Annotated in this window: 15 protein-coding genes; 11 read left to right on the forward strand and 4 right to left on the reverse strand. The window is 49.7% G+C overall.

Annotated elements, in window-relative coordinates; translation table 11 throughout:
- The first annotated feature begins 2 nt into the window (after positions 1-2).
- From CBP31_RS11955 to dinB, 8 genes are all read left to right on the forward strand, one after another.
- Positions 3-1,241 carry an NADH:ubiquinone reductase (Na(+)-transporting) subunit B gene (locus CBP31_RS11955; RefSeq protein ID WP_087037567.1) on the forward strand — a complete coding sequence of 413 codons (1,239 nt, stop codon included), beginning with the start codon at positions 3-5 and terminating at the stop codon, positions 1,239-1,241.
- Positions 1,234-2,004, forward strand: coding sequence for a Na(+)-translocating NADH-quinone reductase subunit C (locus tag CBP31_RS11960; protein ID WP_087037570.1), 771 nt, complete (start codon positions 1,234-1,236; stop codon positions 2,002-2,004). The genes CBP31_RS11955 and CBP31_RS11960 overlap by 8 nt, the downstream gene beginning before the upstream one ends.
- Complete coding sequence (locus CBP31_RS11965; protein ID WP_087037572.1) at positions 1,997-2,629, forward strand: NADH:ubiquinone reductase (Na(+)-transporting) subunit D; 633 nt, start codon at positions 1,997-1,999, stop codon at positions 2,627-2,629. The genes CBP31_RS11960 and CBP31_RS11965 overlap by 8 nt, the downstream gene beginning before the upstream one ends.
- A gap of 2 nt (positions 2,630-2,631) precedes the next feature.
- Complete coding sequence (gene nqrE, locus CBP31_RS11970; RefSeq protein ID WP_087037575.1) at positions 2,632-3,228, forward strand: NADH:ubiquinone reductase (Na(+)-transporting) subunit E; 597 nt, start codon at positions 2,632-2,634, stop codon at positions 3,226-3,228.
- 25 nt (positions 3,229-3,253) lie between these two features.
- Positions 3,254-4,477, forward strand: coding sequence for an NADH:ubiquinone reductase (Na(+)-transporting) subunit F (nqrF, locus tag CBP31_RS11975; RefSeq protein ID WP_087037577.1), 1,224 nt, complete (start codon positions 3,254-3,256; stop codon positions 4,475-4,477).
- A 109-nt stretch (positions 4,478-4,586) separates the two neighbouring features.
- The gene (locus CBP31_RS11980; protein WP_087037579.1) at positions 4,587-5,645 is read left to right on the forward strand and encodes an FAD:protein FMN transferase; all 1,059 of its coding nucleotides are present in this window, start codon (positions 4,587-4,589) and stop codon (positions 5,643-5,645) included.
- Position 5,646: 1 nt separating this feature from the next.
- Complete coding sequence (nqrM, locus tag CBP31_RS11985) at positions 5,647-5,871, forward strand: (Na+)-NQR maturation NqrM (RefSeq protein WP_087037582.1); 225 nt, start codon at positions 5,647-5,649, stop codon at positions 5,869-5,871.
- 229 nt (positions 5,872-6,100) lie between these two features.
- Complete coding sequence (dinB, locus tag CBP31_RS11990) at positions 6,101-7,159, forward strand: DNA polymerase IV (protein ID WP_087037584.1); 1,059 nt, start codon at positions 6,101-6,103, stop codon at positions 7,157-7,159.
- Between the two features lie 117 nt (positions 7,160-7,276).
- Here the strand turns inward: dinB and CBP31_RS11995 are convergent, their stop codons facing one another.
- From CBP31_RS11995 to CBP31_RS12010, 4 genes are all read right to left on the reverse strand, one after another.
- Entirely contained in the window at positions 7,277-7,459 is a 183-nt protein-coding gene (locus CBP31_RS11995; RefSeq protein WP_087037586.1) for a hypothetical protein, read from the reverse strand.
- Between the two features lie 388 nt (positions 7,460-7,847).
- Positions 7,848-8,372, reverse strand: coding sequence for a hypothetical protein (locus CBP31_RS12000; protein ID WP_087037589.1), 525 nt, complete (start codon positions 8,370-8,372; stop codon positions 7,848-7,850).
- A gap of 297 nt (positions 8,373-8,669) precedes the next feature.
- Positions 8,670-10,136, reverse strand: coding sequence for an aminoacyl-histidine dipeptidase (locus tag CBP31_RS12005; protein WP_087037592.1), 1,467 nt, complete (start codon positions 10,134-10,136; stop codon positions 8,670-8,672).
- A 471-nt stretch (positions 10,137-10,607) separates the two neighbouring features.
- Positions 10,608-12,242 carry a methyl-accepting chemotaxis protein gene (locus tag CBP31_RS12010; RefSeq protein ID WP_087037594.1) on the reverse strand — a complete coding sequence of 545 codons (1,635 nt, stop codon included), beginning with the start codon at positions 12,240-12,242 and terminating at the stop codon, positions 10,608-10,610.
- A 377-nt stretch (positions 12,243-12,619) separates the two neighbouring features.
- Here CBP31_RS12010 and gpt point away from each other — a divergent pair, with 377 nt between their 5' ends.
- The 3 genes from gpt to proB all read left to right on the forward strand — a co-directional run bounded on the left by gpt (position 12,620) and on the right by proB (position 14,932).
- The gene (gpt, locus tag CBP31_RS12015; protein ID WP_087037597.1) at positions 12,620-13,084 is read left to right on the forward strand and encodes a xanthine phosphoribosyltransferase; all 465 of its coding nucleotides are present in this window, start codon (positions 12,620-12,622) and stop codon (positions 13,082-13,084) included.
- Between the two features lie 225 nt (positions 13,085-13,309).
- The gene (gene crl, locus CBP31_RS12020; RefSeq protein WP_087037599.1) at positions 13,310-13,708 is read left to right on the forward strand and encodes a sigma factor-binding protein Crl; all 399 of its coding nucleotides are present in this window, start codon (positions 13,310-13,312) and stop codon (positions 13,706-13,708) included.
- A gap of 120 nt (positions 13,709-13,828) precedes the next feature.
- On the forward strand, positions 13,829-14,932 hold the full coding sequence (proB, locus tag CBP31_RS12025) for a glutamate 5-kinase (protein ID WP_087037601.1): 1,104 nt from the start codon (positions 13,829-13,831) through the stop codon (positions 14,930-14,932).
- Positions 14,933-14,978 lie beyond the last annotated feature (46 nt).

The raw sequence follows: 14,978 nt of genomic DNA on the forward strand, positions 1-14,978 counted from the left end.
TAATGAGCTTAAAACACACTCTGGAAAAGGTTGAACACCATTTCGAGCCGGGTGGAAAATACGAAAAGTTTTACGCCCTGTATGAAGCGGTCGCCACCGTGCTCTATACCCCAGGTATGGTTACGCGCAACTCCTCTCATGTGCGCGACAGTATCGATCTGAAGCGCATCATGATCATGGTTTGGTTAGCTACCTTCCCAGCCATGTTCTTTGGTATGTATAACTCAGGTGGGCAAACCATTGCAGCCCTGATGAACATGCATAGCCCAGCAGATCTGGCCGGCATTATTGATGGCAACTGGCGTTACAGTCTTGCGCAAACCCTTGGGGCAACCCTAGGTGAAGGCGCAGGCTGGGGCAGCAAGTTGCTGTTGGGCGCCACTTACTTCCTGCCTATTTATGCGACCGTGTTCTTGGTGGGTGGTTTTTGGGAAGTCATTTTTGCCAGTGTGCGCAAGCACGAAGTAAACGAAGGCTTCTTCGTAACTTCTGTGCTGTTCGCCTTGATTGTTCCTGCCACCTTGCCGTTATGGCAAGCAGCCCTAGGTATCACCTTTGGTGTGGTAGTTGCCAAAGAAATCTTTGGCGGCACCGGTAAGAACTTCTTGAACCCAGCATTAGCCGGCCGTGCTTTCCTGTTTTTCGCCTATCCGGCAGAAATTTCAGGTGACACAGTCTGGACTGCCGTAGACGGCTTCTCGGGTGCAACTGCACTGGGTCAGTGGTCTGCAGGGGGTGTTTCGGCCTTGATGGACGTGAACACCAACAGCGCGATTAGCTGGACGCAGGCCTTTATCGGTCATATGCAAGGTTCGATTGGTGAAGTGTCGACGCTGGCTATTTTGCTGGGCGGCGGTTTCATCGTCTATATGGGCTTTGCCTCATGGCGGATAGTGGCGGGCGTGATGCTCGGCATGATTGCCATGTCTGCGCTGTTTAACGTGATCGGCTCCGACACCAACGCCATGTTCAGCATGCCGTGGTATTGGCATCTGGTGGTGGGCGGCTTCGCGTTCGGTATGATGTTTATGGCGACGGATCCGGTATCGGCTTCCTTTACCAATAAAGGTAAATGGTGGTACGGCGCATTGATCGGCGTGATGGTAGTGCTGATCCGTGTGGTTAACCCCGCCTTCCCTGAAGGTATGATGCTGGCTATTTTGTTCGCCAACCTGTTCGCTCCCTTGTTTGACCACGTGGTGGTGCAAGCGAATATCAAACGGAGACTGGCTCGTGGCTAAGAAAGAATCTGTTGGCAGAACATTTACTGTCATTATCGTCTTGTGTTTGGTGTGCTCTGTGGTGGTATCTGGCGCGGCTGTATTGCTCAAGCCTACCCAAGAGCTTAACAAAGCGCTGGACGTGCAAACTAACATAGTTCAAGTCGCCGGCTTTGGCCGTCAAAACGTGGCTGAAAACTATGAGAAATTCATAGATGCTCGGTTGTGGGACATCGAAAAAGGCGAGTTTTCTGATAAGTCGGCTGAAGGTTACGACCAACGCGCCGCTGCTAAAGAAAACGACACCAGTATCAAGCTAGTGCCGAGCGAAGACCCAGGTGGTATTCGTCGTCGTGCTGACTTGGTGCCTGTGTACTTGGCCAAAGACGAAGACGGTAATTTGGACAGTATTATTCTGCCCATTCATGGTCAGGGCCTGTGGTCCACCATGTACGCCTTCGTTGCCGTTGCACCCGATGGCAATACCATTAAAGGCATCACTTACTACGAACAGGGCGAAACCCCAGGTTTGGGTGGTGAAGTGGAAAACCCTAACTGGCGTGAACAGTTTGTGGGTAAGAAGCTGTATGACGAAAATGGTAAGCCCGCGATTAAAATCGTGAAAGGCGGTGCACCTGCCGGTACTCCTTCAAGTGTTGATGGTTTGTCTGGTGCTACCTTAACCTCTAACGGTGTGCAGCATACCTTTGATTTCTGGTTAGGCGACAAGGGCTTTGGTCCTTTCCTGACTAAGGTACAAAAAGGAGAGCTCAACAATGGCTGATAAAGCAGAAGTTAAAAAGGTTCTTTTTGGGCCTATTATCGGCAATAACCCCATTACGCTTCAGGTACTGGGCATCTGCTCGGCCTTGGCGGTCACCTCACAAATGCAAACTGCATTCGTGATGTCCTTGGCGGTCATTGCGGTAACGGCGTTTTCAAACCTGTTTATCTCATTGGTGCGTAATCAGATCCCAAACTCGGTGCGAATTATCGCGCAGATGGCGATTATTGCCTCTTTGGTAATCGTGGTGGATCAGATCCTCAAAGCGTACGCCTATGACATCTCTAAGCAGTTGTCGGTATTCGTTGGTTTGATTATTACCAACTGTATCGTGATGGGTCGTGCCGAAGCTTATGCCATGAAGAGCCCGCCTTTGATGTCGTTTTATGACGGTATCGGTAACGGCATGGGTTATGGCTTGATCTTGCTGATCGTTGCCACCCTTCGTGAGCTGTTTGGCTCTGGTACTTGGTTTGGCATCGAAATCCTGCCGTTGGTTAAGAATGGTGGTTGGTACCAGGCGAACGGTTTAATGCTGTTACCCCCGAGTGCTTTCTTTATTATCGGCGGCATTATCTGGGTACTGCGTACCATGCGTCCCGATCAGGTTGAGGCGAAGGAGTAAGCATGGAACATTTTATTAGTTTGTTTGTTCGTGCCATTTTCATCGAAAACATGGCATTGGCCTTCTTCCTCGGTATGTGTACCTTTTTGGCAGTATCGAAAAAGGTAAAAACCTCGTTTGGTTTGGGCGTAGCGGTAGTCGTGGTGTTGACCTTAGCAGTACCGGTTAACAACTTAGTCTACAACTATGTGCTGAAAGACGGCGCCTTGGTTGATGGCATTGACTTGAGCTTCTTGAACTTCATTACCTTTATCGGTGTTATTGCAGCACTGGTTCAAATCTTGGAAATGTTGTTAGATAAGTTCTTCCCGGCACTCTATAACGCCTTGGGCATCTTCTTACCGTTGATCGCAGTAAACTGCGCCATCTTCGGTGGTGTGTCGTTCATGGTACAGCGCGATTATAACTTTGCCGAGTCCATCGTTTACGGCTTTGGCTCAGGTGTAGGCTGGATGCTGGCAATTGTATTGTTAGCCGGTATACGCGAGAAGATGAAGTATTCAGATGTGCCTGAAGGGCTGCGTGGCTTGGGGATTACCTTTATCTCTGCCGGCCTGATGGCAATTGGCTTCATGTCTTTCTCTGGCATATCCCTGTAATCCGGTGATAGAAAAGGAATAAACGATGGAAATCATTCTAGGCGTGGTCATGTTCACCGTGATTGTGCTGGTCCTAGTAAGCATTATCCTGTTTGCTAAGTCCAAGCTGGTTGCGGAAGGGGATGTGATCATCAGCATCAACGATGATCCCGATAAGGCGATCACCACAGGTGCCGGCGGTAAATTGCTGGGCGCCTTGGCCAACAGCGGTATCTTCGTTTCGTCTGCTTGTGGCGGCGGCGGTACTTGTGGTCAGTGTCGGGTACGCATCTTGGACGGCGGCGGTGAAATACTGCCCACAGAGCTTGATCATATCTCTAAAGGCGAAGCACGCCACGGCGAGCGCTTAGCTTGCCAGGTGAACGTTAAGCAAGATATGAAAATTGAACTGCCGGAAGAAGTGTTTGGCATCAAGAAATGGGATTGCGAAGTGTTGTCTAACGACAGCAAAGCGACTTTCATTAAAGAATTGAAGCTGAAAATCCCGAACGGTGAAAGTGTACCTTTCCGTGCTGGTGGTTATATTCAAATTGAAGCGCCGCCGCATCACGTTAAGTATAAAGATTTTGATGTACCAGAAAAGTACCGTGAAGACTGGGACAAGTTTAAGATCTTCGAACTGGAGTCTAAAGTAGACGAGGAAACTATCCGCGCTTACTCGATGGCTAACTACCCAGAAGAAGAAGGCATGATCCTGTTGAACGTGCGTATTGCCACGCCGCCGCCCCGTAACTGGGACGCGCCTCCGGGCATTATGTCTTCGTACATCTGGTCGCTTAAGGCTGGTGACACTACGACTATTTCGGGTCCTTTTGGTGAGTTCTTCGCTAAAGATACCGATGCAGAAATGGTGTTTGTGGGCGGTGGTGCCGGTATGGCGCCGATGCGTTCGCACATCTTTGACCAGCTCAAGCGCTTGGATTCTAAGCGTAAGATCAGCTTCTGGTACGGTGCACGCTCACGTCGCGAAATGTTCTATGTAGAAGATTTTGATGGCTTGGCAGCAGACCACGATAACTTCCAGTGGCATGTAGCCTTAAGTGACTCTACCCCAGAAGATGAGTGGGACGGTTACACAGGCTTTATCCACAACGTGTTATATGACAACTATCTGAAGGATCACGAAGCGCCGGAAGATTGTGAGTATTACATGTGTGGACCACCGGTGATGAACGCCGCCGTGATTAATATGCTCAAAGACTTGGGCGTAGAAGAAGACAACATTATGTTGGATGACTTTGGCGGTTAAAGCAGGTGGCTAAACTGGCGGTAATTCAGTCGGTTAAAAAGCCGGTTAAGCAGCTGTGAAGCACAGTTGCTTAACCTCTCTTGTTCAAACACAAGATGATGAGATCTAAATGAACTCTTATGTAACTAAATGGCTGGCCCCAATGGGGCTGGCCTTTTTATTGGTCGCCTGCAAGCCGGCCGAACTCACAGTACCCACCGCAAATGCCGAGCAACACCTGACCGGCAATACCATGGGTACTTACTATTCCATTAAAGTGTTGGGCGTCGATAAAGACGAGACTCAGCACTTACAAGCTGGCATCGACCAGCGGCTAGACTTGGTTAACCAACAAATGTCGACCTATTTGGCCGACTCTGAGCTAAGCCGCTTTAATCAGTCGACAAGCTCAGGTCCCTTTGCCGTCTCTGCGGATACCGCCAAAGTAGTCACAGCGGCGCTGCAGTTAGGCCAGCAAACCGAGCAAACACTCGATGTAACCCTGGGGCCACTGGTTAATTTATGGGGCTTTGGCCCAGATGAAAGACCGGTGCAAGTACCGACTCAGCAGCAGTTAGCCGACACTATGATGCACACAGGGTTGCAGCACTTGCGCGTTGCTTACGACCTTGAAGGCCAGTATTTATACAAAGCCATTCCTGAGCTGTACGTAGATTTATCCTCAATTGCCAAAGGCTTTGGCGTGGACGCCGTCTCTGAGTATTTGAGCGAGCAGGGCATAGGTAATCACCTGGTCGAAATTGGCGGCGAAGTGCGGTTAAGCGGTCATAACGGCCATAATAAGCCTTGGGCTATCGCGGTGGAAAAACCTCATAACGATGATGCTCGCAGTGACGAATTAGTGCAGCAAGTGGTGCTGCCGGGTAATAACAGCGTGGCGACCTCGGGGGATTATCGTAACTATTATGAGCTGGATGGCGTGCGCTTATCCCACACCATAGATCCCAGCACCGGTCACCCAATTACCCATAACTTGGCATCCGTGACAGTAATTCATCCCTCCTGTATGATTGCAGACGGACTTGCTACGGCATTAACGGTGATGGGGCCTGAGCGCGCTCTTGCCTTTGCCGAACAACATAAGCTTGCTGTGTATCTGCTGACCAAAACGGACGATGGCTTTCGAGTAGATATGACCAGTGCTTTCAAAAAGTACTTAAGAGGTTGATATGCTGTATTTTCTGATAACCTTTGCGGCGTTTGGTTTGGTCTTTTTCGCCATGGCCATTGGCTATATTTTGCAACGCAAGACCATAGCCGGCTCTTGCGGCGGCTTAGGCAGTGTGGGCATAGACAAAGCCTGTGATTGTGACGACCCGTGCGAAAGCCGCCAGAAGAAAATGGCCAAAGCAGAAGCCAAGCGCCAGATGCTCGAAGAAAATCGAATTATTTAAGGTCTGTGAGGCGTGAAGGGTGAGGCGAGAGGCGTAAACATACGGCGCCAGGCGCTGAACATAAATGTCTCTGTATGTAGGGTCGAATTTATTCGACCGCTTGCTGTTTAATGAGTTGATTCAATGACTTGTTTTCAATAAATAAACGCCTACAAAAAACGCCGCCGGCTAATCGAGGTGGTGTTTTACTCTTCACCCTTTACACCTCACTCCTCACCGCCTGTTAGCCATGCGTAAAATCATTCATGTAGACATGGACTGCTTCTATGCAGCAGTGGAAATGCGTGCTCATCCTGAGTGGCGCGATATTCCCATGGCGGTGGGCGGTAAGCCTGAGCGCCGTGGGGTGATCACCACCTGTAATTATCCTGCCCGTAAGTTTGGTATTCACTCGGCTATGTCTAGCCATCAAGCCCTACAACGCTGCCCGCACTTATTGTTAGTGCCCGGCAATATGGCCAGTTACAAAGCCGTATCAGTACAACTTCGCGAAATATTCCACCGCTACACCGACCTAGTCGAGCCATTATCCCTCGATGAAGCCTATCTGGATGTCTCCGACAGCCCGTGGTTTGCCGGCAGTGCCACGCGCATTGCCGAGCATATTCGCGCCACTATTGATCAAGAATTGCAGCTCACCGCCTCGGCGGGGGTGGCACCCAATAAGTTCTTAGCCAAAATTGCCTCTGACGAAAATAAGCCCGATGGCCTATTTGTATTGCCGCCATCTAAGGTGGCAGATTTTGTGCATCAGTTACCGCTGACCAAGATCCCCGGTGTGGGTGCTAAAACGGCGGAAAAGCTAAATAGCTTAGGTCTTACTCATTGTCATCAATTAGCGGGTTTTGGTGAGGCGGAGCTGGTACGGCGCTTCGGTAAATTTGGCGCTTTGCTATGGCAACGGGGGCAGGGCATAGATGAGCGGGAAGTGCAGCCCCATCGCATTCGAAAGTCGGTAGGCGTAGAAACCACGTTAATAGAAGATATTCAGCGGCCCGAACAAGGCTTATCCGTGCTGGCAGAACTGTGGCCCGAGTTGGTAACACGGCTCAACAATCGTGCCATTAAGAGTTTATGCCTGAAGCTTAAGTTTGCGGATTTTACTCAAACTACCTTGTCGCGGCGCACTCATCTTTTAGATGCAGCATTGGCCGAGCAGTTATGTGTTGAAGTGTGGCAACGAGCACAGGGGCGAAACGTACGCTTAGTGGGCATCAGCGTAGAGTTAGATCATGAACCGCAAGATACGAGCGACGTTGAGCGCCAGCAGCTAAGTTTTGATTGGTGATGAACACAGCGCTAAGTACCACAAAGTATTAGCCATGTAGAGGCCGCTTAAGCTGGCCGGTTTTGCGCAGCAAAACACTCATCATAGAGTAGGCTTTCTATCGACTGACCGTTAACGCTAGTCTTGTTTCTTGGTTACCACAGCCGTGCGGCTGGTGTTATTGCTCTCAAGTCGTTTTTCATTAGTGCTGATGGCTTCTTTGTTAGCCTTAGCGGCATTACTGCTAAGAGACTCGGCATTAGCGGCGCCTAAATAGCCGGCACTTAATGCAAGAAACAGGGCAACTGAGGTGGTTTTCATGTTCGCTCCTTATTTATAAGTGAAATGGTATCAATGCGTTTTTGTGCATGATTCTTTATAGATGAGTTATTACCCTAACAGTTTATTAACGGATAAAAAACTGCTAATTGATAGCTGTTAATCGCTATAAGTCAAGTTTAGGCGCTGGTTTATGCTGATCCTGTGATCGCTGTAGGTCTTATACTTTTTGCCCATATACCGTATCTTGCCCTGAAGTTGAGAGCGAAAATCAAGATACCGTGTGCGTCAGGATGACGGCTGAGAGGCAAATCTTGATGGCTGTAATGTGGCATAAAAAAGCCCCAAGCTGCATACAGCTTGGGGCTTTTTAGATCCAGCGATAGCGCCTACGCCTAGAAGTGAACTTGGCGTTTGGCGCTAATTTTTGCTACAAATTACTTTCTTCTTGCCAGCCAAAGTTGGATTGAGGAGCTTGTTGTTGCTGCCCTTGATTCGCACTTTGGTTCTGGTTCTGGTTCTGGTTTTGATTGAAGCCTTGGTCTGAGTCTTGATTGGAACCATAGCTGTCATTTAAGTTGTTGCTGTTGTTTGAGCTAGCACCCGAATTATGGCTTTGCGGGTTAGTTGAGCGCTGGCTTTCGCCATAGGTGTAATTCAGGTTAGAGCCTGTGGGCTGGCCATTGACCGGCGGCGCTAGCTCTATATTAGAGCGATTGGCGCTGGGACTTTCGATAGCGGGGCGATCACGGCCATCATCTAATGCCGCTTGTACGTCGGCAGGCGTTTCATTACGACGGTCATTTTGAATGCCGGGTGCTAACTTTCGGGTTTCATCCAATATTTCCCGTCCAAAATTAATCACACCGCTAAAAATATTGTCGGCCAAGGCTGGCAGCGCAAACAGCGTGAGCGCTAAACACAGGGGCGCTTTCTTAATCCAGATGCGTGTCATGGCAAAACCTCTGTCTTTTTGATTTGAAATAACTGGCAAACTGTTTGCCATTAATGACCAAAGCATAAGCTAAAAACCGCGACAGATACACCAGCCCGTCATCACCGAAGACGCCGCATGACGCACTTAACTTATGCTCTTTACTGGAGCCGAGCACCCAGTGCCCGGCGCTCGGCTAAATAAAGCCCCTGTGGTGTTTCGCTATTTCTCGCTGCTTCTTGCTGCTACGTACTGCAACAGCATACGTAGTGTAAGTGTTTTCTTACTCGGCGCTTCGGGCCGAGCGCTTGTTTTTGCTTACAACTTAGTTTCAGGAATTAGCTTAAGCACGCTGACCAGCAGCTGCCAAAAACGCGCCACTGCATCTATGTGTACTCGCTCGGCGGGGGAGTGAGCGCCTTGAATAGTTGGGCCAAACGACACCATATCCCAGTGCGGATAAATGGCTTTAAACAAGCCGCATTCTAGTCCCGCGTGGATCACTTTTACCTCGGGCACCACTCCAAACAGCTGCTGATGAGATTGCAACAACAGCTGCATAATGGCGGAGTCCGGATCAGGCTGCCAGCCGGGGTAGGCCCCTGCAAACTGGCACTCAGCACCGGCTAAGCGAAACACCGCCGCCGTGGTGGCAGCCACTTTATCGCGGCCCACATCACTTAAAGAACGGATTAAACATTGCACATAAATGTGCTCTGCTTGGGTGTCTATCACGCCTAAGTTAGTGGAGCTTTGTACCACGCCTTCCATCTGACGGCTCATGGCCATCACTCCATGAGGGCAGGCCAGCAGTGCGGCACTTAAGCGACCCTGCAAATCAGTGCTCATGATGCGCGTTGGTAGCCCAGCTGGTTTGAGTTCAAGGCAGATAAAATCATCCACGCCTTTAAATTCTTGCTGATAAGTCAGCTGCAAGCGTTCGACCAGTTGCGTTAAAGCGTCGAGTGAGGAGCTAGGCAATGTAAACAGCGCCGCTGCTTCACGGGCGATGGCATTGCGCAGCGTACCGCCGCTCACTTCTGATAGCCGCACCTGCTCTAGCTTTTCTATCTCCACCAATAGCTCAGCCAGCAACTTATTGGCACTGGCTCGGTTTTGATGAATATTAATACCCGAATGCCCACCGCGCAGGCCCGTAATGGTTAAGCGTATGGCTTGATGGTTGGCCGGCACCTCTTCTGCCAGATAAGGCAGGGTTATATTAGCATCCACGCCACCGGCGCAGCCCATGTACACATCGCCGTCTTGCTCTGAGTCAGTATTGAGTAAAATCTCACCTTGCAATAAGTTAGGCGCCAAACCAAAAGCACCGGTCATGCCACTTTCTTCATCGACCGTGATTAACACTTCTAAGGGGCCGTGTTGCACCTTGTTATCGGCCAATACTGCTAAACAGGCGGCCAAGCCAATGCCATTATCGGCGCCCAGCGTAGTACCACGGGCGCGCACCCAATCGCCATCGATATAAGGCTGAATAGGGTCTTTGGTAAAGTCATGCTCAACATCTGCATTGGCTTGGGGCACCATGTCCATGTGCGCCTGCAAAATCACGCCTTTGCGATTTTCCATGCCCGCAGTGGCAGACTTTCGAATAATCAGGTTGCCTATGGCGTCTTGTACCACAATTAACCCTTGGGTCTGTGCCCAGTCGGTTATCCATTGGCGCAGCGCCGCTTCATGACCCGAGGGATGAGGAATGCTGCAGATGGTGTCAAAAAATTGCCACAACAAACCCGGCGAAAGGGTGCGAATAGAAGAGGACATCAATACCTACCTGATAGAAGAAGCCATAACCGAGCTGCTAGCTTAACGCTTGCCCTGCAAATTTGCCAAACACCGAATTAATAAAGGAGCTTTTAGCTAACTCACCAAGCGTAGACTCACAAAAAAGCCCAGCATAAAGCTGGGCTTAAATTGAAGCGATCATCGCTTAAGCAGCAAGCGCTGAGGACGAAAAAACTAAGTTGCACTAGGGTCTGTTGACCTTTAGAGGTTAAATTCTGTTTGAGTTAAACGCGTTTTTATCGCGACGAGAGGGGTGTCGCCTAGTCATTCTAAGCAAAACCTTCTCAACAAAGAGAAAAATGCGTTTAGCCGCACCCGAAGGGCAGCGCTTGTGGAAGCTTTCTACTGCGTTATCGCCTATTTATGGAGAGTGACTACATGTCATAGGCTCTGCCTTGTATAAAACTCCCGCAAACTGCTGAAAAAATCATCTCGAAAGGTCAACAGACCCTACACGGTAAAGGTGCTCATTTCCGTGGCTAAGCGTTGACCTAAACCAGATAACGCTTCACCCGCTTGTTCTGTTTCATGGGTTTTCACGCGTGCCGTATCAGCTAATTCGCTTAACCGATTTAAATTGTTACTAATGTCGGCGGTAGTTTGGCGTTGTTGTTCGGCGGCGATGGCGATATGGCTATTCATATCATTGATGAGCACCATGCTGTCGGTAATGGCTAACAAGGCAACACCGGCTTGATCTGCCGTATCTTGGGTGTCTTTCGCGCTTTTCATCAGTTCGTCCATTTCCAGCACAGTGTCATTGGCTTCCTGTTGTAGACCTTGAATAATACCTTCTATCTCATTGGTTGAGCTTTGGGTGCGGGTTGCTAAATTGCGAACTTCATCTGCTACCACCGCAAAGCCTCGACCTTGCTCACCGGCGCGCGCAGCTTCAATGGCGGCGTTAAGCGCCAATAAGTTCGTTTGTTCGGCAATAGCGCGAATCTCCGCCAATATATTGCCAATCTCTTGTGAACGCGCCGCTAATGAGCTGATACCTTGTTGACTGTGCGCCAATTTGGACACTAAATCTGCGGACACATTGCGTGTTTGCTCCACCTTGTCACTGCCATCCATGGCCGCAATGGTTGACGCTTTGCTAGCGGTGGCGGCTTGTTCGGCGGCGACGGCCACTTCTTGGCTGGACGTTGCCATTTGGTTCATGGCGGTGGCGGCTTGTTCAGTTTCATGGACTTGCTGTTCTGAAGCATCACGGTTGTGGCGTGCAATGTCGGCCAAATGGCTGGCGGCATTGTTCATTTCTAAACTAATGGGCGTGAGCTTGCGTATGGTTTGCGCCAATCGCCTACAAAAGGCGTTAAAATTTTGGCTGAGTAAGGTTACTTCATCTTTACCCCGCTCATCTAAGCGTTGGGTTAAATCTGCCTCGCCATGGGCAATCTCTTTGAGTGCCAGTACCGTATCGGACAGTGGCCGTAAGATACTGCGGATTAACACGAAGGCCACGACTAAGGCCACTATGGCAAGGCTTAAGCCGATCAAAAATATAGTGCGCGCTATGTCCCATAACTGAGTATGTACATCATCTACGTAAATGCCGGTGCCAACAATCCAGCCCCAAGGCGTGAAACCCTGCACATAAGAGACCTTAGGCACGGGACTTTCTAAACCCGGCTTTGGCCACAAATAATTAACGAACCCTTGGCCATTGTTAGCGACTACTTCGGCCATTTCCACGAACAGAGCCTTACCGTTAGGATCGGTAAAAGGGCGTAAGTCCTGACCATTTAGTTGGTCATTCATGGGATGTAAGATCATGCGCGGGTGTGCGTCATTCACCCAAAAATAATCATCATCACCATAACGCAGTTGAGCAACGGCGTTCAGCGCTTGGCGTTTAGCCTCTAACTCTGTAAGCACGCCTTGTTGCTGCTGCTGATAATAGGTGTTGATTAGGCTGGCCACCGACTCTACTTGCCGCTGAGCTTGGGTGTGTTTTTCTGCCATTAAACTGTGATAAAACAGCCATAACATAAAGCTGACTACCATGAGCATGCCGACAGAAAGCAAAATAAGATTTAAGTAGAGTCGTTTGGCAATAGATAGAGATCGTAACAAAGACACATCCGTGTTCCTTTTGCAGAGTTAGGCTAAGAAGAAGCCTTGATTGAAAGTAAGATTAAAAACCGTTCTAAGACCATGATTAATTTATGGTTACTCCGACGGTCATAGTAATGCAATCTGTACGACTAAAAATCAAAATCTTCTTCACGATGGGAGCCAGTCGACTTCTTCTCTGGTTTTTGAGGCGTTTTGCGAATTTTTAAAATAAAGTTCGGTTAATAAAAACTGTAGCTCTGGTCAAGAATGGGTGGGATCTCTATAATGCGACCATTGTTTGCTCATTGTCTGGCAAAAGCGGGTCGCTAAGGCTTGTTTTAAGCGTCAATCTAGCAGCGGTGACCATTTTATCTCGAAGCTCACAGCCAAAGGTTCTTTTTATGTCCAACAAATTCGTCGTTACTTGGGACTCTTTTCAGCGCGAAACGCGTAAATTAGCAGCACGCCAGCTCCCAGCCAGCCAATGGAAAGGCATTATCGCGGTCACCCGTGGTGGTTTAGTGCCCGCTGCTATCTTGGCGCGCGAACTGGGTATCCGCCACGTGGATACACTGTGCATCGCTAGCTACGACCACAATCAGCAGCGCTCAGATCTGCAAGTGCTTAAGCAAGTGCAAGGCGACGGTGAAGGATTTTTAATCATTGACGACTTGGTTGATACCGGCAATACCGCTCGCGTGATCCGTGAAATGTATCCTAAAGCTAAGTTTATTACCGTGTTCGCTAAGCCCCAAGGCGAGCCACTGGTTGACGATTTTGAAGTGCGCGTAACGCAAGACACCTGGATTGAGCAACCTTGGGACATGGGTGTAGTGTTCTCTACGCCGCTTTGTGATCAAGAGTAAGCGCGATCAAGTGTAAGTATAAATAATGCTCAAGCTTAACCTTGCGCATAAAAAGGGCTCCTTGAGGGAGCCTTTTTTGTGGCTTGCACATTCATAGGCAGCCCAGTTGACGGTGCTGTGTCACAGCTTGTTAATATTTCGAGGTTTTTTTCTGCAACCATGGTCAGCGGTCTTTACCCCCAACTAAAAAAGCGTTACATATAGATAAGTTAACAAGGAGGTGGCATGTCTATAGATACGGTTTCTCATCGTAAATTAGTGCGGGTGTTTACCGCTATTGGTCCTTACTTGCGCGAGCTAAAATCCTGCGAAACGCAGTATTTTTTCGACTGTTTATCAGTCTGCATGAGCGCGAAAGCCGAGCCTGAGGTACGGGAGTTTTGGGGCTGGTGGTTAACACTGGATACCAAAGACGGCGAGCAGTTTGAATTTCATTATCAGCTGGGCTTTTATAATGCCAAGGGCGAATGGCTGTTAAAGCCGATCCCCAAAACACATCAAGCGGAAGTTGCGCGCACCTTGCGTGATTTTTACGATAAACTCGGTGTCTGCATGGATGGTTTGGCACTGAGTGTACGGCCGTCTGAAGCACAGGGTAAAGATCACTTGTTAAGCCCCGCCTAAGCGAATGCAGGTTTAGCGTGAAGCGCTAAACCTGCTTGATTTGCCTGGATGCGTCTTAGTTTATTATGTTGCCGGCACACTTGCCGGCATTGCTGTTAGTAAGGAGCCGGTGGGCGTTCCATGAAAGGCAAAACCATAGTTGTAAAATTAGGTACCAGTGTTCTTACCGGTGGCACCCGCTGTTTAGACCGGGCGCACATGGTAGAACTGGTGCGCCAATGTGCCAGCCTACACAGAGCTGGCCATCATATTATAGTGGTCACCTCGGCAGCCATTGCTGCCGGTCGCGAGCATTTGGGCTTTCCGGAGTTGGCCAACACCATGGCCAATAAGCAAATGCTGGCCGCCGTGGGTCAAACCCAACTCATTCAAACTTGGCAGTCGCTGTTTAACCTCTACGGTGTGCATGTGGGGCAAATTTTGCTGACCCGTGCCGATCTTGAAGACCGAGAGCGTTACTTAAATGCCCGCGATACGCTGCGAGCTTTGCTGGATCACCGCATTATTCCGGTGATTAACGAAAACGACGCCGTGGCCACCAACGAAATTAAAGTGGGTGATAACGATAACTTATCAGCCCGCGCCGCTATTTTGGCTGACGCCGACTTGCTGGTATTGCTCACGGATCAAAAAGGCCTGTTTACCGCTGATCCGCGTAACGACCCCAAAGCTCAGCTGATCGAAGAAGTACAAACCATAGACGACACTTTGCGCAAATTAGCCGGTGGCAGCATCGGTGGTTTGGGCACAGGTGGCATGGCGACCAAATTACAGGCCGCCGATGTGGCGCGCCGCGCAGGTATTGATGTGGTGATTGCCACAGGTCAAGTGCCGGAAGTGATTGGCCGCTTGGCCAATGGCGATCGTATTGGCACGCGTTTCCCTGCCTTAGCCACGCCTTTAGAGAGCCGCAAACGCTGGATTTTAGCGGGCCCACCGCCGCACGGTGAAATTCACATCGATGCAGGTGCTGTTAAAGCCGTGCGCGAACAAGGCTCTAGCCTATTGCCTAAAGGCATAGTGCGCATTGAAGGCCGGTTTCGCCGCGGTGAAGCGGTGCGTATCGTTAATCCAGAAGGGCGCGAGTTAGCCCGCGGCATTTGCCGCTACGACGCCCTCGAGCTTAATCAAATTAAAGGCCAACACTCAGAGCAAATTGAGACTCTGTTAGGCTATGGCCACGGTACTGTGGCCATCCACAGAGATGATTTAGTGCTGCTGTAAGCACAGACAGTAAGCTCGCTTATTAAATGTTGGCCGGTTAGGAGTA

The organism is Oceanisphaera profunda (assembly GCF_002157895.1).
Classification (GTDB): Bacteria; Pseudomonadota; Gammaproteobacteria; order Enterobacterales; family Aeromonadaceae; genus Oceanimonas; species Oceanimonas profunda.

Bases quoted from the DNA above. Each gene is read 5' to 3' on its own strand.
- proB (WP_087037601.1), top strand. From the start codon at position 13,829: ATGAAAGGCAAAACCATAGTTGTAAAATTAGGTACCAGTGTTCTTACC.
- nqrF (WP_087037577.1), top strand. From the start codon at position 3,254: ATGGAAATCATTCTAGGCGTGGTCATGTTCACCGTGATTGTGCTGGTC.
- nqrM (WP_087037582.1), top strand. From the start codon at position 5,647: ATGCTGTATTTTCTGATAACCTTTGCGGCGTTTGGTTTGGTCTTTTTC.
- CBP31_RS11955 (WP_087037567.1), top strand. From the start codon at position 3: ATGAGCTTAAAACACACTCTGGAAAAGGTTGAACACCATTTCGAGCCG.
- crl (WP_087037599.1), top strand. From the start codon at position 13,310: ATGTCTATAGATACGGTTTCTCATCGTAAATTAGTGCGGGTGTTTACC.
- gpt (WP_087037597.1), top strand. From the start codon at position 12,620: ATGTCCAACAAATTCGTCGTTACTTGGGACTCTTTTCAGCGCGAAACG.
- nqrE (WP_087037575.1), top strand. From the start codon at position 2,632: ATGGAACATTTTATTAGTTTGTTTGTTCGTGCCATTTTCATCGAAAAC.
- dinB (WP_087037584.1), top strand. From the start codon at position 6,101: ATGCGTAAAATCATTCATGTAGACATGGACTGCTTCTATGCAGCAGTG.
- CBP31_RS11965 (WP_087037572.1), top strand. From the start codon at position 1,997: ATGGCTGATAAAGCAGAAGTTAAAAAGGTTCTTTTTGGGCCTATTATC.
- CBP31_RS11980 (WP_087037579.1), top strand. From the start codon at position 4,587: ATGAACTCTTATGTAACTAAATGGCTGGCCCCAATGGGGCTGGCCTTT.
- CBP31_RS11995 (WP_087037586.1), bottom strand. From the start codon at position 7,459: ATGAAAACCACCTCAGTTGCCCTGTTTCTTGCATTAAGTGCCGGCTAT.
- CBP31_RS12000 (WP_087037589.1), bottom strand. From the start codon at position 8,372: ATGACACGCATCTGGATTAAGAAAGCGCCCCTGTGTTTAGCGCTCACG.
- CBP31_RS12005 (WP_087037592.1), bottom strand. From the start codon at position 10,136: ATGTCCTCTTCTATTCGCACCCTTTCGCCGGGTTTGTTGTGGCAATTT.